Source organism: Candidatus Pseudothioglobus sp. uisw_070, from assembly GCF_059512545.2.
In genome coordinates this window covers 1,351,354-1,373,621 of sequence record NZ_CM183456.2, presented here as the reverse complement: position 1 = coordinate 1,373,621, position 22,268 = coordinate 1,351,354, and the positions used below count along the sequence as shown (strand labels likewise).

Below are 22,268 nucleotides of genomic sequence, written 5' to 3'. Positions count from 1 at the left end.
CTAATCAAATAAAGCATCAACAAAATCTTTTGCATTAAAAGGTTTTAAATCATCGATTGCTTCCCCAACCCCAATAAAACGAATAGGTAGTTTAAGAGAGTCTGAAACTGCAAATAAAACTCCACCTTTAGCTGTTCCATCAAGTTTAGTGACAGCGAGTCCTGATAGGTTTATGGATTTATGAAATTCATTTGCTTGTTGAATCGCATTTTGACCTGACCCACCATCGATAACTAAGAGAGTTTCATGTGGCGCATCTTCATTATGTTTTTTAAGTACTCTCTTAATTTTTTCAAGTTCTTGCATTAAATTATCTTGTGTATGAAGTCTTCCTGCAGTATCTGCAATTAAGATATCAATATTTTTAGCAATCGCTGACTGGTAAGCATCATATACAACCGAGGCTGCGTCTGCCCCTGTTTTTTGAGCGATGACTGGAATATCATTCCTCTCTCCCCAAACTTGAAGCTGCTCAACAGCAGCAGCACGAAAAGTGTCTCCAGCTGCAAGCATTACAGATTTTCCCTCACTTTGAAATAGCTTAGCAAGTTTACCAATCGTGGTAGTTTTTCCAGCGCCATTGATACCAACAACAAGAATAACAAAAGTTTTATCAACATTTGTTTGTAGTAAATTTTCTTTAATTAAGAATGATTCAAGTTCAATTTTTATAAGTTCATAAAGGCCATCACTGTCCTTAAGTTCTTTTCTAGATGCTTTTTTTCTCACAGATTCAATAACCTTGTCAGTTGTTTGAATACCTATATCTGCTCCAATTAAAAGCATTTCTAAATCTTCAAGAAGTGCTTCATCTATTTTCTTTTTACCCATTAGAAGGGATGAAAGACCATCTCCAAGCTTAGTTTTGGATTTAAATAGCCGATCTTTTAGTGAAGGTTTTTTTGTCTCACCTTCAGACTCAGGGCTTTGATTTTTTTTAAAAAAGTTTAGCATTAAAGTTCAATTATAAAGACTAGGCAAATTTTACTATGTCAATCAACATAATAACTGTTAATCAATAGATAGTGTTTCATATAACTTCTTTAATTAATCCTATAAATTCATTGTATTCTGACGGTATTATGTAACTATTTTGGAGTTCAAATGCTTTGGATTAAGGCTTTTCACATTTTGACGGTAATAACTTGGTTTGCAGCACTGTTTTATTTGCCGCGACTTTTTGTTTACCATGCTATGTCAACTGATGAGATTAGTATAGAGCGCTTCAAAGTAATGGAGCGAAAACTATATAGAGGCATTATGATGCCAAGCTTCATTATCACAACGCTTATGGGTGTCTGGATGCTTTATGGCTATGCTTGGGAAGTCTATGCTGATCAATATTGGCTTCAGCTTAAACTAGCTTTAGTTGCAGTTCTAATTGCGTATCATTTTTATTGTGGCTATTTGGTGAGAGTATTTGCTGAAGATAAAAATACACGTAGTCATACTTTTTATCGATGGTTTAATGAGTTTCCAGTTTTACTTCTTGTTGGCATTATTATTCTTGTTGTTGTTAAGCCTTTTTAAAAATTTAGTTATATAATTTAAATCTTTATTTCAAAAAAAATAAACTGATGAGCATCTCGCAAGACACAAAAGAGTTAAATTCATATATCAATAAAAAAGTTGATATTGAATCAGTTGCTTCTTTTAAAGGCAATGAGCACATTATCAAATTAAATCTTAAGTTTGATATTAATCAAATGCGCGAAGCGCTTGATGAAGTTAAAGCTATGTCAGAGTTTAAAACTGCTGCGTCAGGGTTTCATGCTCTTGCGATGACTCACAGAAAGAATAGCTCTGTTGAGTCTGATAATAATCTTGTGGGTCGCTACTATACTCGCTTAGATGATAGCTATGAAGAGATAGCCAAGGATGAGTTAGTTGATGAAGGTTCATTTACTGAGCTTGTTGAAGTGTTTAAGGGTACTTATTTTGAAACCATTCACAAGGAACTATCAGCTCGTTACCCTATTGGAAGGGTTCGCATATTAGAGAAAGATAGCTTTAATTGCAATTCATGGCATAGAGATCCTGAGCCAAGGATACATATTCCAATTTATACAAACCCAGGTTCTTTATTTATAGTTAACCATCACTGCACCCACCTTCCTGCTGATGGCTCCGTATATTTTACGGATACGAGGGGTTACCACACCGCCCTTAATGGTGGAGATGAGCCTAGAACTCATCTTGTAGCCACTTTAGCCTATCCAGAATACAAGCCTTAAGAGTAAATTAGTTATGAGCCAATATAAGAAAAATATTAGTAACCAAGAGAAGTTAGAGAGTCCAATAGATTTTCGAAGTGATACAGTTACTTTGCCATCCAATGAAATGCTTGCAAGTATAGATAATACAAAGCTTGGAGATGATGTTTATGAAGAGGATATTGAAGTAATCGAGCTACAAGAATTTGCAGCGAATCTCTTAGGAAAAGAAGCAAGCTTATTTTTTCCTAGTGGCACTCAAAGTAATTTAACTGCTATGCTCGCCCATTGTCAAAGAGGTGATGAAGTTTTGATTGGAAGACACTATCATACTAATGTTTATGAGGCTCGAGGAGTTTCAGTTTTAGGCGGTGTGGGGATTTGTCCTATTGATACTTCAGCATCTGGATCTATGAAAGTAAGTGATATGCTCAGTCAAATTAAAGATAACGACCCTCACTATGCTGTAACAAAACTTCTTTGTTTAGAGAACACTTTTTCTGGAAAAGTTCAGCCTCAACCGGAGCTTGATGCATTGGCAAAAGCGGCGCATAGTAAAGGTTTAAAAGTACATTTGGATGGTGCTCGCTTATTTAATGCACATATACATTCAGGCCTAACACTGAAGGCTTTAACTGAAAATTTTGATAGTATATCAATATGCTTATCAAAAGGCTTAGGCGCTCCAATTGGGTCTCTTTTAGTAAGTGATCAAGCTACCATTAATAGAGCCTTACGATTACGAAAGATGCTTGGTGGCGGCATGAGACAAGTTGGCGTTATCGCTGCTTATGGAATGTATGCTTTAAAGAATAATGTAAAGAGGCTTCAAGAGGATCATGATAATGCAAAATATCTTGCTAGTGGCTTGTCATCATTATCAGAATTAACTATAGACTATGGTGAAAATCAAACAAATATGGTTTTTGTAGATTGTCCAGAACAGCACAGAGAAAGCTTAGGAAAACACCTTTTTGATAGAAATATTATAATTTCTAATCTTGATCGAGGAAGGTTAGTATGCCACTTAGGAATTAGTAAAGAAGATATTTTGGTGGTTATTGATGCTTTTAAAGATTATTTTAAAAATATTTAAATTATTAGATAAGAATTTGGTCTAAAAAAGTTTTAGTGCGATCACTTTTTGGGTTATTAAAGAATTCATCTGGAGTATTTTGCTCCACAATCTCACCATCTGCCATAAATATTATTCTGTCTGCAACTTGTCTGGCAAAGCCCATTTCATGAGTAACACAAATCATTGTCATGCCGCTATTTGCAAGCTCGACCATGGTATCCAAAACTTCTGAAACCATTTCGGGGTCTAGCGCTGAAGTTGGCTCATCAAATAACATGACTTTAGGCTCCATACATAAGCTCCTAGCAATAGCAACTCGCTGCTGCTGACCACCAGATAGTTGATCTGGATATTTGTCTGCCTGCTCTGGAATCTTGACTTGTTCAAGCATGGCCACTGCTCTTTTTTCTGCTTCTTTTTTATCAATTCCTCTGACCCAATTTGGCCCAGCCATGCAGTTTTCAAGGACTGTTAAGTGTGGAAATAAATTAAAATTTTGGAATACCATTCCAATGTCTCGTCGAACAATATCAACATCTTTCATGGTTTCATGAAGCTCAACTCCGCTGACATGAATTTTACCTTCTTGATGAGCCTCAAGTCGATTGAGACATCGAATTAGAGTCGATTTTCCTGATCCAGATGGGCCACAGATGACAATTTTTTCTTTAAGATTTATTTCAAGATTTATATCCTTAAGCGCCTGAAAATCTCCATACCATTTGCTGACACCATCCAGTGATATAACAGGGTTTTCATTTTTAGCTTTAGTATTCACAATCAAGCCTTTTGTTGGTATTTTCTTTCAATGCGAGCTTGAATCATTTCAAGAATGATTGTAAGGGCCCAATAAATCATTGCAGCTGTAAGTAGCATTTCCAAATTATTGAAATCTTTAGAGCCAATTTTTTTGGCCATGAACATTAACTCCCAAATCCCAAGAACAGAAACTAAAGAACTGTCCTTAAGCATCGCAATAAATTGGTTGCCAGTTGGGGGAACTATAATTGGTATTGACTGGGGTAATATAATTTTTCGAAGTATCAGTCCAAATTTAAAACCTAATGCTCTTGAGGCTTCCCATTGCCCTTTTGGTATGCTTTGAATACCTGCACGAAAAATCTCCGTCATGTAGGCACCATAACAAAGTGACAGAGCTGCAATACCAGAAGGAATAGCATCAATCATGAATCCTAGTTGAGGAAGGCCCATATAAATTAGATAAATTTGAAGAAGAAGGGGGAGTCCTCTAAATAAAGACGTATAAAAACTTGCTATCGCATAAGCAAAGCCATTATTTGAAAGTTTAGCAATAGCTCCAACGATTGCTATTGCAGTAGCAATTGCAATTGAAACTGCTGAAATATAAATCGTAGTAAATAGACCCTTAGAAATCATAAGCCAAATTTTGCTTGGTTCACCGATAAATATATACGCTAACTCAAGATCAAAAGAGTAGGCAAAAGCAAGAAAAAGAAAAAATAATTCAATCCAAACAATGAATATTTGAATTTTCAACCTAGCAAAGCTAATTAATAATAAATTTAGGACAAATATTATTGAAAGTACAAAAGAGACAACCAGTCGACCAAAAAAACCACTTTCTTGCGGTTTTCCAATAACTGGACTGAGGAATTCACCAAATATGGTGTTGGTAAAATTAAAGGCAAAGAAAAACGCCAATACCGCTATTGATAATCCTAAAAGAAACGCTGGTTTGTGCAGCGATTTATCTTCAATAACGGTATCGACGAACATACCTTTCTCTAAAAACTAATTAAAACTTATATAACTAAATGCTCTAATTAAAACGCAATAGTGTAGTCATTTGAACTACCATCTGCATTTTTAAACCACTTCATTGACATTGACGTCAATGTGTAGTCTTTTTTCATATCAGCAATAATTCTAGCAATCTCTGCATCTAACTCAGGATCATCATTACCTTTGTCAGTTGCTACTGAAAGAGGCTCGAAGAAAGCAGGATCACCTAAGAAACGAATTGGGTATCCATCTTCTATAGCGCCTTGAATCATCGGGATAGAGTCAATAATACCGTCATTACGAACACCAGCACCTAGACGAGTATCATCTAGACATGTGTGACCGTCAGCAAGTGAAGTAATTGTTCCTGGAGTAACTTTATATGTAAACGCTGGAGCATCAATCATATCTAAACTTCCTTCAAGATACATTTCCCAAGTTGAGGCTGCTGTAGTACAAACATTTTTTCCATTTAAACCTGCCAATGTTGTTATAGGGGAATCTGTGTGAACAGCAAAACCAGCTGGAGTGTAATAATAAACTGCAGGGAAGTTGAGCACTTCAGAGCGAGTTTCTGTTGGCGTCATAGAACCAACTGATACGTCCCAACGCATATTCCAGTTACCTGAAGTAATAATATCCCATGAAGGAGTAATGAAGCGGGCTTCTACGCCCATACGCTTAGCAATTTCTCTACCAACATCAACGTCAAAACCTTCCATTTCACCGGCATCATTAATGTATGAATATGGCGCCCAGTTTGCATCAGTTGCAATCATTAATTCATTGTTTGTTTTAATATAATCATAAACTGCACCTGCTTGAACTGTCATGTTTAATGATAATAGCGCAACTGCAAATGCAATCGACGACTTTGTAAAGCCTAGCTTAATACTCATTTGTCTCTCCTATTTATATTTTAAGAATTTACGAATTTACAATTGTACACATATTTTTAAAGAAAATTAGCCTTCAAAACAGATAGAAACATATAAAAATCTAGATTTTTAGGCTTTGAAGACCCCTGTAGAAAGATAGCGATCACCACGATCGCAAATAATTGTAACAATAACGGCATTATTAACCTGCTTAGAAAGCTCTATTGCTGAAGCTACTGCGCCTCCAGCTGACACACCACAGAAGATGCCTTCACGAGTTGCAAGATCTCTTGTTGCTTGCTCTGCACTTGATTGCGAGATATCCATAATTTTATCCACCCTGGTTGAGTCAAAAATAGTAGGGAGATACTCTTTAGGCCATCTCCTAATTCCTGGAATGTGTGAGTCATCATCAGGTTGAATCCCTACAATTTGTATTGCTGGATTTTTTTCTTTGAGATACCTTGAAACGCCCATAATAGTGCCAGTAGTTCCCATGGAGCTTACGAAATGTGTAATTTCTCCATTTGTATCATTCCAAATCTCTCTGGCAGTTGAGGCATAGTGAGCGCTTGGATTATCTTGATTAGAAAATTGGTTAAGCTGAAGGCCTTTATTTTCTGAGCACATTTGATTTGCAAGGTCACGCGCTCCTTCCATGCCAAGCTCTTTGGTCACTAAAATCAATTCTGCGCCATATGCAGTCATCGCATCTCTTCTCTCTTGCGATAGATTTTCTTGCATAATTAGAATCATCTTATAGCCCTTAATAGCTGCAACCATAGCTAGGGCAATGCCTGTGTTTCCACTAGTTGCTTCAATAAGAGTATCTCCAGGATGAATCTCACCCCTATTCTCTGCCTCAGTAATCATATTAAGGGCGGCGCGATCTTTAACAGACCCAGCTGGATTATTGCCTTCAAGTTTACCAAGAATTATATTATTAGGATTTGGATTTAATCTTTGTAGCCTTACTAAAGGAGTCTTTCCTATGCATTGATCAATTGTTTTATAGTTATTATTGCTCATAATTTGATAGTTATTATCACAAATTTAAAGCCTTTAGAACTACATATTGTTTAAGATGGCTTTTTTTACTTCCTCAAGTGCTGGATTAACGTTGATCATTGCACTAGTATCGCATTGAGCAATTGCTGTATCGGGATCTTTAAGGCCATGACCTGTAAGCGTACATACAACGCTCGAGCCATCAGGTATTTTTCCTGACTTTATATCTCTTAAGGCTCCTGCAACTGATATTGCAGAGGCTGGCTCACAAAAGATCCCTTCCTTTTCAGTAAGCATCTTTTGTGTCGCTAAAATTTCTTCATCTGAAAATGCATCAAACCATCCGCTCGATTCTTTACTAAGTTTTAAAGCTTGATCCCAACTTTGAGGGTTTCCAATTCTTATTGCAGTAGCAATAGTTTCTGGGTTATGAACTCTCGACCCTTGAATAAATGGAGCAGCTCCTTCAGCTTGATAACCAAGCATGGTAGGTGTTGAGTCTGACTTTCCTTTCTCATGATATTCTGTATAGCCCATCCAGTGTGCAGTAATATTTCCTGCATTACCAACAGGAAGGCAGTGGTAATCTGGAGCATGACCGAGCTCTTCAATAATTTCAAATGCTGCAGTTTTTTGACCTTGAAGCCTAAAAGGGTTGATTGAGTTGACTATTGAAACGGGTGCAAATTCAGCAACATCTTTAACGAGCTGCATGCCGTCATCAAAGTTACCCTTAATTTGAATAATAGTAGAGCCATGTATCATTGCTTGCGCTAATTTACCTAGTGCAATTTTTCCTTCTGGAATGAGAACAAATGCTTTAATTCCTGCTCTTGCAGCATAGGCAGCAGCTGCAGCTGAAGTGTTTCCAGTTGACGCACAAATAATTGCTTTTGAGCCACTTTCCACAGCCTTTGTAACTGCCATAGTCATTCCGCGATCTTTAAATGATCCTGTAGGATTTAATCCTTCATACTTTATATATAGTTCAACTTGCGTTCCCATTTCACATGGGATATTTTCAAGTCTAATTAATGGTGTATTACCTTCACCAAGACTTATGATGCGAGTGTTGTCGCTGACAGGCAGAGTGTCTCTATATTTGTCAATTAATCCTGTATATCTCATAGTTCTCTCAATTAGTTTAGTCTAATAATTCAATATGTATAATTTGAACTTCAGCTTGGTTAAAGGCGCTTGCTTCAATCGATTTTTTGATACTCATGATTGTTTTAGTGCTAACTTTATCAGTTGTTATTGCAATATGAGCGTTATTGTTTTCATCGGCTTGCTTTTGAATTAGCGCATCTATACTAACATTATGGTCATTAAATATCCCTGTAACTTTAGCAAGAACTCCTTTAATATCACTCACTAATAACCTTAAAAAGAATTCACTTTGAATATCATCACTTTTAATTACAGGGAGTTTTTGTTGTGATTTCCAGCCTAAGATATGATTACTTGTTTGGTTGTTAATGATGTCATTTAGATCAGCAATAACTGCAGAAGCGGTAGCCTCATCACCAGCTCCAGCACCATAATATAAGCTAGTTCCTAAAGCATCACTTTTAACCATAACTGCATTCATCACGCCATCGACTTGTGCAATTAATTGTTTATTTGGAACTAGAGTAGGGTGCACTCGAAGTTCGATTCCCTCACCAGCTCTTTTTGCTATTCCAAGATGTTTAATTGTATAACCAAGCTCTGAAGCATGAATGATATCTTCAGTCGTTATATCACTGATACCTTTGGTAGAAACTTTATCAAATTGTAGTTCAGTACCAAATGCAATTGCAGCTAGAATAGATAACTTATGAGCAGCATCAATACCCTCAACATCAAAAGTTGGGTCTTCTTCTGCGTAACCTAATGCTTGTGCCTCTTTAAGAACGTCGTCAAAATCCCTTCCCTTTTCCTTCATATCAGTAAGAATAAAGTTACCCGTCCCGTTAATGATTCCAGCAAGCGATTCAATATTATTTGCACTCAGGCCCTGTTCAAGAGATTTTATAATTGGAATACCTCCAGCGACTGAGGCTTCAAATAAAAGCCGTACTTGTTTTTTATTGGCTAATTTAATTAATTCATTACCATGATTCGCAATCAACGCCTTATTGGCAGTAATGACATGTTTTCCATTGTTTATGGCTGTTTCAACTAGCTCTTTTGTAAGTCCAATTCCACCAATTAGCTCAAGAACTACATCAACATCAGGGTGATTGACAACCTCAAAAGGATCTATAGTTAACTTTATATTTGAGGTATCGCAGATACGTTTTTGTTTGACATCTCTAACGCCTGCTAAAACAACTTCTATTTTAACGCCAGTGCGCCTTTCAATAGATTCGCTATTTTTTTGCAATACATTTACAACACCACCACCAACTGTACCAAGACCAAGAATTCCAACTTTCATTATTGTATTTTATAAATTCAAATGCGCCATTATACCAACCAGTGAAAAGGCGCACTGGAAATCATGTTTAAAAATGTTAGTAGAATTATTGAGCTAGATTAAAGTTATAGGTTTAAAAAAAATATTACTTTAGCCCGCCCATACAAATGTACTTTAGTTCGAGAAAGTCATCTATTCCATAGTGCGAGCCTTCTCTGCCTAATCCTGACTCTTTGATTCCGCCAAATGGAGCCACTTCATTAGAAATGACACCTTCATTAACACCAACCATTCCGTATTCTAAGGCTTCAGATACGCGCCATATTCTATTAATATCATTTGTATAAAAATAAGAGGCTAGTCCAAATTCTGTATCATTAGCCATATCTATCGCTTCTTTCTCAGTTGAAAATTTGAATACCGGTGCAAGTGGCCCAAAAGTTTCTTCTGAAGCCATTTTCATAGAGCTATCTACATTACTTATTACAGTTGGCTCAAACATAGTGCCGCCATTTTGATGAGGTTTTCCACCTGCAACAATTACAGCGCCTCGATCAACAGCATCTGACAAGTGGTCTTTAACCTTATCAAGTGCTTTAAGGCTTATTAATGGACCTTGATTAACTCCTTCATCCATTCCATTTCCAACGTTTAGGGTTTTAACCGCTTCAGCAAGTCTAGTTACAAACTCGTCATAAATTCCCTCTTGAACCAAAAAGCGATTAGTACAAACGCAGGTTTGTCCAGTATTTCTAAATTTTGATATTAGTGCGCCTGAAACTGCAGAATCTATATCAGCATCATCAAAGACTATAAAGGGAGCATTGCCTCCAAGCTCCATAGATACTTTTTTCATTGTATCGGCACAATTCCGAGTTAAAAGTTTTCCAACAGCAGTTGAGCCAGTAAAAGAGAGTTTGCGGACAACTGGATTATCTGTTAACGCCTTGCCAATTTCACTAGAATTAGTTCCTACAACTACATTTATTATTCCTTTGGGTATTCCAGCTTGCTCAGCAAGTTCTGCAATTGCTAGCGCTGACAATGGAGTTTCTGCAGCGGGCTTAATAACAACTGGACAGCCTGCAGCAATAGCAGGAGCACATTTTCTTGTAATCATTGCGATTGGGAAATTCCAAGGCGTGATTGAAGCTACTACGCCGATTGGCTGTTTAATTACAAGTATCCTTCTGTCATTTGCGGGCGTTGGAATTATGTCACCATAGGTCCTTTTTCCTTCTTCTGCAAACCATTCTATGAAGGATGCGCCATAACCAACCTCACCTCTAGCTTCTGCTAATGGCTTTCCTTGTTCTGCTGTCATTAATATGGCTAAATCCTCTTGATTAGACATAATTAAATCAAACCATTTTTTTAAGATAATTGCTCTTTCTTTAGCAGTTCGGCTGCGCCAATCTGGCCACGCGGCATTTGCTGCATCGATGGCCTCATCGGTTTCTTTTTTACCCATGTCAGGCAAAGTACTAATTACTTCATTTGTATAAGCATTAGTCACATCAAAACGCGATTGAGCATCATCACCAACCCACTGTCCATTGATGTACCCATGAGCTTTTAAAAGGTTAGTATTTTTAAGCATAATTTATCCTTGTAGCTGTATTGAAATTTAAAAGTGCTAATTATAATGCTCTATTGAGCTGAAATGTCCTTCAAGTATGTTGCGTTTTTAAAATTTGTTGTTTCTGTCTTCTTCCAATTAATGAGGCGGTTATGACGCCTAGAGTGACAACTCCTACTAAGATTGTTGAAACTGCATTTATTTCAGGAGTGACTCCTAGCCTTACCATCGAATATATTTTCATTGGAAGAGTTGTAGAGCCTGGACCAGAGGTAAAGCTCGCAATTACTAGATCATCAAGTGATAGAGTGAAAGATAAAAGCCAGCCAGAGATAACTGCTGGGAGAATTATTGGAAGTGTTATTAGGGTAAACGTTTTAAATGGGGTGCACCCTAAGTCAAGCGCTGCTTCTGTAAGGCTGTCGTCATAGCTCGACATTCTTGACTGCACAACAACTGCAACATAGCACATTGAAAATGTTATATGAGCCAGAGTCACAGTAAAAATACCGCGATCAATTGCAAGCGCTACAAACATAAGTAAAGTTGATAGTCCAATGATCACTTCTGGCATAACCATTGGCGCATAGATCATCCCTGAAAAAAGAGTTCTACCTTTGAAATTACCAAAACGCGTCATTACCAGGCCAGCAATAGTTCCTAAAATTGTTGCAATAGTTGAAGAAACAAAGGCAACCTTTATTGTTACCCAAGCAGCATCTTTTATGCCCTGGTTTTGCAATAGCTCACCATACCATTTAGTTGAGAAACCACCCCAAACTGTAACTAACCTTGATTCATTAAAGCTAAATAAAATTAATAATATTATTGGTATATATAAAAATGAAAATCCAACAATCAGTGAGAAAATATTGAAGCTACCAAACTTTTTCATGAGATTGCCTTCTCTTGTGACCTTTGGTAAAGCATTATTGGGACAACGAGAATTGCAAGTAGAAGGATTGCGACTGCTGAGGCCACTGGCCAGTCTCGGTTATAGAAAAACTCTGTCCAAAGAACCTTTCCAATCATTAGCGTTTCAGAGCCACCAAGTAAATCTGGGATTACAAACTCACCCATAACTGGTATAAAAACCAAGAAGCAGCCAGCGATAATTCCAGATAGAGAAAGTGGAACAGTTACTGTCCAGAAGGTTTTAAAGGGTCTGCAGCCAAGATCTGCTGCAGCTTCTAATAAACTCATATCCATTTTTTCAAGATTTGCATACAAAGGGAGAATCATAAAAGGCAGATAAGAGTAAACAATGCCAATATAGACTGCAAGATCAGTATTCATTATCATGAGTGGCTTTTCAATAATTCCAATGGACATTAAAGCTAAGTTTAGTAAGCCCTCCGTCTTTAGAATTCCAATCCACGCATAAACTCTTATTAAGAAAGAAGTCCAAAAAGGAAGAATAACAAGCATTAGCAATATTCCCCTCCATCGAGTCGGAGCTCTTGCGACGCTATAAGCGATTGAGTAGCCTATTATTAGAGTTAGTATTGTTGAGATAAAAGCAATTTTTAAGCTTGAAAGATAGGCTTTAATATACAAAGAGTCACTAAAAAGAAATAAATAGTTATCAAAACTTGCTTTAATTGAAGGTAGCCATGAATCTCCCCAAATTAGAAGGGAGGAGTATGGCGGCCTTGCATAAATTGTTTCTGCAAAACTTATTTTTAAAACATAGATAAAAGGTAGTAAAAAAAGCAAAAGCAGCCAAATATATGGAATTGCAATTACGGCATTTCTTCCATTAAAGATACTTTTAAAAAAGTTTGGATTTGTTTGCATAAGCTTCACAGGAAGCTAAGAAAGAAGAACCACAGCAGAGTGTGGAGCCCATTGAAGGTAAACTTCATCATCCCATGTTAAATGGTGCTCTTTAGTTCTTTCACGATTTGCACGTATTGCTTTTAAGATTCTTCCATTATCTAGTTTGACATGGTAAGTGGAAAAGCTTCCTCCATAGGCAATATCTTCAATCGTTCCTTTTAATATATTGTGATCATGAGATGGCGCAACTTTAGATATTTCAAGTTTTTCTGGTCTGATTGCAAACCACATTTCATCTTCAACTGAGGCGCCAACTTCTTGTGTTGCAAACACAATTGAATTTGAGTCTTCAGAAAACAACTGAGTGCCAACTTCATTTTGTCCTTTATAGATTCCTTTTAATATATTAACGTCACCTATAAAGTCAGCAACATCCTTGTTGATTGGTGCCTCATAGATTTCTGTAGGTGTTGCAACTTGAACTAAATTTCCAGAATCCATAACGCCGATCCTACTTGAAACAGTCATTGCCTCTTCCTGGTCGTGGGTAACAATAACAAAAGTGACCTCTAGTTTTTCCTGAATATCCATTAGTTCAAACTGAGTTTGTTCTCTCAATCTTTTATCGAGTGCCCCTAAAGGCTCATCAAGGAGTAATAATTTTGGACGCTTGGCTAAGCTTCTTGCAAGAGCAACCCTTTGACTTTGACCTCCAGAGAGCTGATTTGGTTTGCGATTAGCAAAGTCAGTAAGCTCAACAAGCTCGAGCATTTCTTCTACTCTTTGATTAATTTCGTTAGCAGGAAGATTGTCTTGCTTTAATCCAAAGGCAATATTTTTTTCAACAGTCATATGAGGAAAAAGCGCATAGGACTGGAACATCATGTTAATTGGTCTTAGGTGAGGAGGTATTTCAGATATATCTTCTCCATCCAAAAGAATCTTGCCATCAGTTATTTTTTCAAAGCCTGCAAGCATTCGAAGAAGCGTTGTTTTTCCGCAACCAGAAGGGCCCAGTAAGGAGAAAAATTCATTTTTGTAGATATCTAGAGTTAAATTATCGATTGCTGTAAATTCGCCAAACCGCTTAGTGACATTTTGAATTTGGATATACGGCTTCTGACTTGAATCGAGCCAAGGGCTGAATTTAATATTTTCGGACATAGAATTATGCTAATTAAAAACCCTTCATGATGCATAGCATCATGAAGGCAATAGTAGTTTAAAGTTACTGACCTGTTGTGACTTTAGTCCAGGTACGTGTTACTACTCTTTGAGATTTAGAATCGTATGTTGGGCTAATGTATAAACCTTCCATAACCTCAGGTGTTGGATAAACCGCTGGATCATTTAGAAGGTCTTCCTCTAGGAGCGGTTGAGAGGCTAGATTACCATTCGCATACCAAACATAGTTTGTTGCTGTTGCAATTTGCTCAGGATCCATTATCCAGTTAATATACTTATGCGCATTATCAGCATTAGGAGCGTCATCTGGAATTGCCAATTGATCAAACCACATTAGAGCGCCTTCATCAGGAATCGAATAAACGATTTCTACGCCATTCTCCGCATCCCAGGCTGCATATTGAGCCATAAATATATCACCTGACCAGCCAACAACTAGACATATATCTCCATTTGCAAGAGCATCAATGTACTGAGAAGAGTGAAATTTTTGAATGTACGGACGAACCTTGGTCAAGACAGCTTCTGCTTTAGCTATAACATCCGAATCAGTACTTCTTGGATCTTCACCAAGATAAGCAAGTGCTGCAGGAATTATTTCAGTTGGCGCATTTAGAAGATGAACGCCACAATCAGCGAATTTTGAAACGACATCTGGATCAAAGACCATAGCAAGAGAGGTTGTAGGAGCATTCTCCATCCTTTCGCTAATTAAACCATCGTTGTAGCCAATACCTGTTGTTCCCCACATGTAGTTAACAGAGTAGTCATTCAGTGGGCCAAATTGTGCTACCTGCTCTTCAATATCGCTCCACATGTTTCCAATATTTGATAATTTTGATTTATCCAATTTTTGGAAGACACCCGCTTCAATTTGACGCGCTAAGAAACTACTAGAAGGAACGACAACGTCATATCCAGAGCTTCCTGCAAGAAGCTTTGCTTCGAGGACTTCATTAGAATCGAACACATCATAAACAACCTTAATACCTGTTGCAGCTGTAAAGTCTGTATTAACCTGCTCATCAATATAATCAGACCAGTTTAGAACATTAACTACTTCTTCTGCAATTACAGCTTGAGCGGTAAATGTTAACGCTCCAGCAATAAGTAGATTATTTAATTTATTTTTCATTATTACTCTCCTTTTATTTTATTTTTATTAACTGGATTATATTAAAGTTTATTCTTTAATACACACCTTTTTTTTGAAATTACAATTCAATCATATATTAAAGATGCCTTAAATATGAGTTATATTCAAAGTCAGTAATCGTACTTTCAAATCTTTTTATTTCAGATTCTTTGACGCATTGATAGGATTTTTGAAACTTTTCACCAAAAAATTCTTTAACTACTGGGGATTCACTTGTTTTATGAACAGCTTCTCTCCAGGTTATTCCTAATGCAGCTTCATGCTGTGCATGAGCATTTCCAATGGTTTCTTTATCAAGCGGATATTTATTTGTTATTCCTGACAAGACACTTGAAAGAATGGATGCGAATACTAAGTAGGAATTTGAGTCTGCACTTGGAAGTCTAAATTCTAAACGCGTTGCTTTTGAGGATGCCTCCGGTAATCTTACTAGGGCGGTCCTATTTTCATTACCCCAGCTTAATGTTGTTGGAGCATGATCTGCATTATGAACTAAACGTCGATATGAATTTGAGTGTGATGCATAAAAAGAAAGAAAATCAGGGGCATTCTTTAAAAGGCCCGCAATAGAGTTCGCAAAAATACCTTGAGGCTGTTTATTTTTGTCGACTGAAAAAACATTGTTACCATCTTTATCAATAATGCTAAGGTGGGCGTGCATACCGTTGCCAGCTTGATCTGAAAAAGGTTTGGCCATAAAGGTTGCGTTCATATTAAATTGTCTAGCGCAGTTTTTAATTAAGCGTTTCATTAAAAAGGCTTGATCAGCCATCAAGAGGGCGTCTTCATGATGTAGTAAATTAATTTCAAATTGTCCAGGTGCACACTCCTTGATGGCAGTCTCAGCAGGAATTCCTAAAGAGTGAGCACTTTTTTCTACTAGGGCAAAGAAGCTTTCAAAGTCATCCATCTCATTCAAGTTGAGAAGCTGAACATCTTCATATCTTCTGTTAGTGCCTGGAATGATTGGCATTTGTGGATGGCCATTTTTTTGCAATTGTTTATCAACAAGATAAAATTCCATTTCAGGTGCGATAACTGGCTTTAAATTAAGCTTTTGAAAACGCTCAAGAACTGAAGATAGGATTTGTCTTGGGTCTGCATAAATTGCCTCTCCATCAACATTTTCCATGCTAACAAGGCACTGGGCTGTCTTGCGAGTGCTCCATGGCGTGACTGCTAGTGAGCTTATAACGGGCCTACATATTGCATCACCGTCACCTGACATCACTAGACCAGTTCCCTTAGGGTTATCACCCCAAACATCAAGTACATAGCTTGATATAGGCATTTTAAGGCCACCATCAAAAGCTTTAACTAGCGTTTTTGGTGCGGCATATTTGCCTCTTGGGATGCCATTAAAGTCAACATATATAAATTCAATTTTTTCTAAATCTGGATTATTCTTTAAAAATTCTTCAGCGATATTAGTCATGTATTTAAAAGTTTGCTATTTAATTATTTATGTTACTTTTGAACAATCGTAAATTATTTTTTACTCATGATTCAAAAAAGTATTACACTATAACATTTAAAATTGTGTTGCAAGATAATTTCAATTTCTTGCGATTTAAAGTTGATAATTTAATTGAGGAATTCCCATGACTATAAGCACATCTGCTCTCCAACAAAAAAATGCCAAGCATTTAATTCAATCCTTTAGTGATTTAAGTTACATCAATAATCCTGAGGAAACTCATATCATCAGCCGAGCAGATGGAGTTTATATTTATGACAATGATGGTAAGAAGATTTTAGATAGTATGTCTGGTCTTTGGTGCGTTAATATGGGCTATGGTCAACAATCAATTATTAAGGCTGTGAATGAGCAAATGAAAGAACTTGTTTACTATAATAATTTCTTTGGGTCTAGTCATCCTTCTGCAATTAAGTTATCTGAAATGATTGCGGATAAAACTCCAGAAGGGATGAATAAAGTTTATTTTTGTGGTTCTGGATCTGAAGCAAATGATACTGTTGTGAGATTAACAAGACACTATTGGAATGCAAAAGGTAAGCCCTCTAAGTCTGTCATTATTAGTCGCAAAAATGCTTACCATGGCTCTACTATGGCAGGTGCTAGTTTAGGAGGAATGAGCGCCATGCATGCTCAAGGTGGCTTACCAATTGCTGATATTGAACATGTAGAACAACCCTACTATTATGATGCTTGCGTCGAAGCAGGTGGAAAAATTGATGAGGACGAATTTGGAATTAAAATGGCTCAAAGCCTTGCTAAGAAGATTGACGAGCTTGGTGAAGATCGCGTTGCTGCATTTATTGCGGAACCGATTCAGGGTGCAGGTGGAGTTATTATTCCTCCAAAAACTTATTGGCCAGAGATTAGTAGAATTTGTAAAGAGAGAAATATCCTTTTAGTTGCAGATGAAGTAATATGTGGCTTTGGAAGGACTGGGGAATGGTTTGGTTCTGGACACTTTAACTTTAAGCCAGATTTAATGGCATTTGCAAAGGGAGTAACTTCGGGTTATCTGCCAGTTGGAGGTGTTATTGTTCATGATGATATTGTGGATGTATTAGCCTCAGCTAAGGAAGAGTTTAATCATGGATATACTTATTCAGGACATCCAGCCTGCATGGCTGCAGCTATAGCTAACCTTGAGTTAATGGAGAGCACTAATATAATTCACCAAGTCAAAAATAATACCGCCCCATACTTGGGAAGTAAGTGGAAGGATTTAGAGAGCCATTCCTTGGTGGGTGAAGCTAGACAAGTTGGAATGCTTGCAGCATTAGAAATTGTTGAAGATAAAGAAAATTGCAAGAGATTTGATAATAGTGGAGAGATTGTTGGAAAATGTCGGGATTTTTGTTATGAGAATGGCATAGTGATGAGGGCAATTAAAAATAAGATGGTTATTTCTCCTCCTTTAATTTGTACTAATGAGCATATTGACGAGATAATTGAAAAGGTTTGGAAGTGTCTTGATTTGACTGCCAAATCAATTAAGTAAATACTATCTTTGCGTGCAATCTTATTACCTAGCATCTCGAAATATTGAAATTAATCAACCTAAACTTACTGGTGACGTGCATGTTGACGTTTGCATAATTGGTGGAGGTTACACGGGTCTATCGACCGCTCTTTATTTGGCAAAAGAAGGAGTAAATGTTCTCTTGCTTGAATCCAACAAGCTGGCATCTGGAGCCTCTGGCGCTAATGGAGGCCAAGTTTCTGGTGGTATGAGAAGAGACCAGTTCTATCTAGAAAAAACGTTAGGAGTTGATTATGCTAAAGTTTTATGGGAGATTGGTGAGAAATCAAAATATCACGCTAAACATCTAATTGATCAATATCAAATTCAGTGTGACTATAAAAAAGGTATTGCCCACCCTAATCATAAGCAAAAATATTGCGAAGATTCAAAACAATATGTAGGTCATATGAATGAAAACTATGATTATCATGATATTGAGTATTTGAATGATAATGAAATGAGAGATGTGACTGGCTCAAAAACATATTATGGAGGTAGTTATGATGAAGGCGAGGCTCACTGTCACCCACTTAATTATGCACTTGGGATTGCAAAAGCTGCTATTTCTGCAGGTGCAAAGATCTTTGAAGACACTCCTGCATTAAGTTATAAAGTTAATGATGACCATGTTAAGGTAATCACTAAAGATGGCTCCATCAACGCAGATCGAGTTGTTCTGGCTTGTAACGGTTACCTTGGTAATTTTGAAAAAAGCTTAACATCAAAAATACTGCCAATGAATAACTATATTATTGCAACTAAGCCACTTGACGATGAAACTGTTCAAAAGATAAACCCAAAAGACATAGCCTTTGCTGACTCAAGATTTGTAATCAACTATTTTAGAATGAGTGCTGATAAGCGCTTACTTTTTGGTGGTGGTGAGAATTATTCTCAAGAACTTTCAAATAATATTATTCCCATAGTTACTAAGCCTTTAGAGAAAATTTATCCATTTTTAAAGGGCGTAAAAATCGATTATGCTTGGGGAGGAAAGCTTGCGATAACAATGAATCGCCTGCCCTTCTTTACAACTCTCCATAATGAAAAAGTTATATCTGCTCAAGGCTATTCTGGTCAGGGTGTTGCTCTTGCTAGCTACTCTGGAAAATTAGTTTCTGAGAAAATTACTGGAAATGGGGAGACTTTTGATATTATGGCAAAGATTCCAAGGCAAAGTTTTCCTGGCGGAAGGTTTTTGCGAAATCCAAGTATGAAACTCGGCATGCTATATTATTCGCTAATGGACCGATTATAATAAGAAGCTAGTTTTTCAACATATAGGAAAAATTAATGAGTACTGATGATTTTGAAGAAATAAAAACTGATCAAGCTTTCACTAAAAAAACTCTCTATGGTAGAGACAATGAAATGACCTATGGCGGCGCTCTTAGTTTTTTAAGGCGCAAGTATACAAAGAATCTAAAGGGCGTTGATATTGCTGTAAGTGGTATTCCATTTGATGCTGCAACGAGCTTTCGACCTGGTGCAAGATTTGGCCCTAAAGCAATAAGAGAAGCCTCAGTTCAGCTTGCAGAATTATTAGCATTTCCAGACGGAATAGACCCCTTCAAAACATTAGCGGTAACCGATTATGGAGACTGCGAATTGGATTATGGTTTTCATGGAAATGTGGTTGCTCAAATCGAAGCCCATGCTAAAACTATATTAGACTCTGGGGCAGAGATGCTCACTTTTGGGGGTGATCATTTTGTAACCTATCCACTTTTAAGGGCACACGCTGCAAAGCATGGACCAATTGCGCTTGTTCATTTTGATGCGCATACAGATTCTTGGCCCGATGAAGATGGAAGGCTTGACCATGGCACGATGTTTTCAAGAGCCATCAAAGAGAATTTAATTGATACCGAGCACTCCATACAAGTTGGAATAAGAACTCATAATAGCAATACCAAGGGGGTGACTATTCTTGATGCGCCATGGGTTCATGAGAATGGCGTAAATAAAGTAATTAAAAAAATAATTGAAGTTGTTAAAGATCGCCCTGCATACCTTACGTTTGATATTGATGGTCTTGACCCTGCCTATGCACCTGGAACTGGAACACCAGTCTCGGGAGGTTTAACTTCTGCCCAGGCCTTAGGAATTATTAGGGGCTTAGAAAATTTAAATTTTATTGGTGCAGATGTTGTTGAAGTGGCTCCAGTTTATGATCATGCGGAAATTACAGCAATTATCGCAGCTACTATTGCGCATGATTATCTAGTTATTAGGGCAAAACAAAAAATGAAACAAGTAAAAATTTAATTTCTTAAGAATATGATGAAAATTGGAATATTATTAGTTGGAAGGGCTTCAGAAGATTTGGTTGAAGAATACGGTACTTATGCAGAAATGCTTATTGCACTTATTAATTCTGAAGAGAAAGTGTTTGAGTTTAAAACATTTAATATTCTTGATTCAGTATTTCCAAAAGATCACCTTGAGTGTGATGGATGGATTGTTACTGGCTCTCCGCATGGCGTTTATGAAGAGCACTCTTGGATACCAGTAATCAGTGACCTGATTAAAAATATCTATAAGGACAGCTTACCAATCTTTGGAGTATGTTTTGGTCACCAGCTAATTGCCCAAGCACTTGGAGGCCATGTTGAAAAGTCAATAAAAGGATGGGGCTTGGGGCTTCATACTTACCAAATTAACAATAAAACAGGTTACATGAGTAACTTGTTGAAAGAGGTAACCTTAAATATTTGTCATCAAGATCAAGTTCTTCGATTGCCAGAGGGGGCAACTGTTTATGCAAAATCTGAATTTTGTGAAAATGCTGGTTTTTATATCAAAGATAAAGTTCTTACAATGCAAGCGCATCCAGAGTTTTTGGTTAATTTTATAAAAGATCTTCTGTCGGCTAGAAGGGATATTACAATTCCAAAAGAATTTGTAGACCCTGCTTTAATTAAGCTTAAAGCGAAGCCAGAAAGCGTTCAATCAGCTCAGTTTGCTGAGACTATAAGGCAGTTTTTTAAATTAAGCTAGTTTGTTATAAGCCTCAGTCGCTTTATCAGTAATATACCTTCCAATTGGTATAGCTGAGGTTGCTGCAGGAGATGGTGCATTACATACATGGATTGATCGCCTGCTCTCAGCAAATAAAAAGTCATGTACAAGTGTACCATCATCCAAAACTGCTTGTGCTCTAATTCCTGCAGGGTATGGTTTGAGATCGCTAAGTTTTACCAAAGGGCTATATTTTTGCACCTCCTTTAAATAACCTCTCTTAAAGATTGAATTTTTCATTTCATATAAGCCCGATTTAAAGTTTTTCATAAGTACTTTATGAAACCCTTTGAATGATAATAGTTGAAAACTATCTTTCAGGCTGAAATTAAACTTACTATAACCTTCACGCTTAAATCCAAGAACCGCATTTGGTCCAACAGTTATGCTTCCATCAATCATTTTGGTTAAGTGAACTCCTAAGAAGGGGAGAGTTGGATCAGGTACTGGGTAGATCAAATGCTTAACTAGATTGTTATGTTTTTCAGGAAGCTTAAAGTACTCTCCTCTAAATGGAACAATTTGAAAGTTAATTTTAATTTTCAGTAGTTTTGCTATTCTGTCAGCCATTAGCCCAGCGCAGCAAACAAGATATCTTGAGCTGAATATTTCATTCGAAGTTATTATTTGGATTTTATCTTCGTCTTCTTTAAGATTAATTATTTGAGTGTTAAGAAGAAACATGCCACCTAATGACTCAAATTGCTCTGACATTTTCTTTGTAATTAATTTATAGTTAACGATTCCAGTTGATTTGACTAAAAGCGCACCAATACCAGAGATGTTTGGTTCAATTTCATTTAATGTTTTTTCGTTTAAAATTTCAACTTCAATATCATTCGATTTGCATCGCTCATAAAGCTCTTTCATCCGCTTCAATTCTGTGTCATTAGTTGCTACTAATAGCTTACCACACTGATGATATGGGATTTTATGAAGCAAGCAGAATTTGATTGTTTCTGTTAATCCTTCTCTGCAAAATTTTGCCTTTAAGCTGCCAGGTTCGTAGTAAACGCCAGCATGAATGACGCCACTATTGTGTCCCGTTTGGTGTTGAGCGAAAGATTCCTCTTTTTCAACAAGCAGGATGCGTTTATCAGGGTGTTTTGTAATAAGCGAAAGTGCCGTCGAAACGCCAACAATACCACCTCCTAAAACAACATAATCGAACATTAGCTCCTTCTTCATTTTTACAAGTGTATATGGA

21 protein-coding genes are annotated in these 22,268 nt (G+C 37.0%); 7 read left to right on the top strand and 14 right to left on the bottom strand.

All coding sequences use genetic code 11. From position 1 onward, the window contains the following. Entirely contained in the window at window positions 1-954 is a 954-nt protein-coding gene (gene ftsY / locus AC5YGD_RS06905) for a signal recognition particle-docking protein FtsY (protein WP_496141233.1), read from the bottom strand. Window positions 955-1,104: 150 nt separating this feature from the next. On the opposite strand from ftsY, the gene hemJ reads away from it, so the two are divergent. Genes hemJ through ltaE form a run of 3 tightly spaced genes read left to right on the top strand, consistent with a single transcriptional unit; the run spans window position 1,105 to window position 3,309 of the window. Further along, window positions 1,105-1,530 carry a protoporphyrinogen oxidase HemJ gene (gene hemJ / locus AC5YGD_RS06900; RefSeq protein WP_416651297.1) on the top strand — a complete coding sequence of 142 codons (426 nt, stop codon included), beginning with the start codon at window positions 1,105-1,107 and terminating at the stop codon, window positions 1,528-1,530. A gap of 47 nt (window positions 1,531-1,577) precedes the next feature. Then, complete coding sequence (locus AC5YGD_RS06895; RefSeq protein WP_496141232.1) at window positions 1,578-2,234, top strand: hypothetical protein; 657 nt, start codon at window positions 1,578-1,580, stop codon at window positions 2,232-2,234. 13 nt (window positions 2,235-2,247) lie between these two features. Then, complete coding sequence (gene ltaE / locus AC5YGD_RS06890; RefSeq protein WP_496141231.1) at window positions 2,248-3,309, top strand: low-specificity L-threonine aldolase; 1,062 nt, start codon at window positions 2,248-2,250, stop codon at window positions 3,307-3,309. Between the two features lie 4 nt (window positions 3,310-3,313). Here ltaE and AC5YGD_RS06885 read toward each other — a convergent pair whose 3' ends face one another. The 12 genes from AC5YGD_RS06885 to AC5YGD_RS06830 form a co-directional block, all read right to left on the bottom strand. After that, on the bottom strand, window positions 3,314-4,069 hold the full coding sequence (locus AC5YGD_RS06885; RefSeq protein WP_271541071.1) for an amino acid ABC transporter ATP-binding protein: 756 nt from the start codon (window positions 4,067-4,069) through the stop codon (window positions 3,314-3,316). A 2-nt stretch (window positions 4,070-4,071) separates the two neighbouring features. Further along, window positions 4,072-5,049, bottom strand: coding sequence for an ABC transporter permease subunit (locus AC5YGD_RS06880; protein WP_496141230.1), 978 nt, complete (start codon window positions 5,047-5,049; stop codon window positions 4,072-4,074). 47 nt (window positions 5,050-5,096) lie between these two features. Beyond that, window positions 5,097-5,954, bottom strand: a complete 858-nt coding sequence (locus AC5YGD_RS06875) for a transporter substrate-binding domain-containing protein (protein ID WP_496141229.1) — start codon at window positions 5,952-5,954, stop codon at window positions 5,097-5,099. Between the two features lie 108 nt (window positions 5,955-6,062). After that, window positions 6,063-6,962, bottom strand: coding sequence for a cysteine synthase CysM (gene cysM / locus AC5YGD_RS06870; protein ID WP_496141228.1), 900 nt, complete (start codon window positions 6,960-6,962; stop codon window positions 6,063-6,065). Between the two features lie 39 nt (window positions 6,963-7,001). Next, window positions 7,002-8,069 carry a threonine synthase gene (thrC, locus tag AC5YGD_RS06865; RefSeq protein ID WP_496141227.1) on the bottom strand — a complete coding sequence of 356 codons (1,068 nt, stop codon included), beginning with the start codon at window positions 8,067-8,069 and terminating at the stop codon, window positions 7,002-7,004. Between the two features lie 16 nt (window positions 8,070-8,085). Next, window positions 8,086-9,363, bottom strand: a complete 1,278-nt coding sequence (locus tag AC5YGD_RS06860) for a homoserine dehydrogenase (protein ID WP_496141226.1) — start codon at window positions 9,361-9,363, stop codon at window positions 8,086-8,088. 124 nt (window positions 9,364-9,487) lie between these two features. Continuing rightward, window positions 9,488-10,942 (bottom strand): succinate-semialdehyde dehydrogenase, encoded by a 1,455-nt coding sequence (locus AC5YGD_RS06855; RefSeq protein WP_496141225.1) that lies wholly within the window; start codon window positions 10,940-10,942, stop codon window positions 9,488-9,490. 70 nt (window positions 10,943-11,012) lie between these two features. Further along, window positions 11,013-11,816 (bottom strand): ABC transporter permease subunit, encoded by an 804-nt coding sequence (locus AC5YGD_RS06850; protein ID WP_496141224.1) that lies wholly within the window; start codon window positions 11,814-11,816, stop codon window positions 11,013-11,015. After that, the gene (locus tag AC5YGD_RS06845; RefSeq protein WP_416694683.1) at window positions 11,813-12,718 is read right to left on the bottom strand and encodes an ABC transporter permease subunit; all 906 of its coding nucleotides are present in this window, start codon (window positions 12,716-12,718) and stop codon (window positions 11,813-11,815) included. Before AC5YGD_RS06845 ends, AC5YGD_RS06850 begins: the two co-directional genes overlap by 4 nt. A gap of 15 nt (window positions 12,719-12,733) precedes the next feature. Beyond that, complete coding sequence (locus AC5YGD_RS06840) at window positions 12,734-13,864, bottom strand: polyamine ABC transporter ATP-binding protein (RefSeq protein WP_496141223.1); 1,131 nt, start codon at window positions 13,862-13,864, stop codon at window positions 12,734-12,736. 64 nt (window positions 13,865-13,928) lie between these two features. Next, window positions 13,929-15,020 (bottom strand): polyamine ABC transporter substrate-binding protein, encoded by a 1,092-nt coding sequence (locus tag AC5YGD_RS06835; protein WP_271541051.1) that lies wholly within the window; start codon window positions 15,018-15,020, stop codon window positions 13,929-13,931. Between the two features lie 97 nt (window positions 15,021-15,117). Next, entirely contained in the window at window positions 15,118-16,476 is a 1,359-nt protein-coding gene (locus AC5YGD_RS06830) for a glutamine synthetase family protein (protein WP_496141222.1), read from the bottom strand. Between the two features lie 166 nt (window positions 16,477-16,642). On the opposite strand from AC5YGD_RS06830, the gene AC5YGD_RS06825 reads away from it, so the two are divergent. Genes AC5YGD_RS06825 through AC5YGD_RS06810 form a run of 4 tightly spaced genes read left to right on the top strand, consistent with a single transcriptional unit; the run spans window position 16,643 to window position 21,040 of the window. Further along, window positions 16,643-18,016, top strand: a complete 1,374-nt coding sequence (locus AC5YGD_RS06825; RefSeq protein ID WP_496141221.1) for an aminotransferase — start codon at window positions 16,643-16,645, stop codon at window positions 18,014-18,016. 13 nt (window positions 18,017-18,029) lie between these two features. Next, complete coding sequence (locus AC5YGD_RS06820; RefSeq protein ID WP_496141220.1) at window positions 18,030-19,298, top strand: FAD-dependent oxidoreductase; 1,269 nt, start codon at window positions 18,030-18,032, stop codon at window positions 19,296-19,298. A 35-nt stretch (window positions 19,299-19,333) separates the two neighbouring features. After that, entirely contained in the window at window positions 19,334-20,308 is a 975-nt protein-coding gene (gene speB / locus AC5YGD_RS06815; protein WP_496141219.1) for an agmatinase, read from the top strand. A gap of 15 nt (window positions 20,309-20,323) precedes the next feature. After that, window positions 20,324-21,040, top strand: coding sequence for a glutamine amidotransferase-related protein (locus tag AC5YGD_RS06810; RefSeq protein ID WP_496141218.1), 717 nt, complete (start codon window positions 20,324-20,326; stop codon window positions 21,038-21,040). On the opposite strand, the gene lhgD is transcribed toward AC5YGD_RS06810, so the two are convergent. Further along, a complete protein-coding gene (gene lhgD / locus AC5YGD_RS06805) occupies window positions 21,032-22,234 on the bottom strand; it encodes an L-2-hydroxyglutarate dehydrogenase (protein ID WP_496141217.1) in 1,203 nt (400 codons plus the stop codon). The two genes, AC5YGD_RS06810 and lhgD, sit on opposite strands and share 9 nt — an antisense overlap. Between the last annotated feature and the right edge of the window lie 34 nt (window positions 22,235-22,268).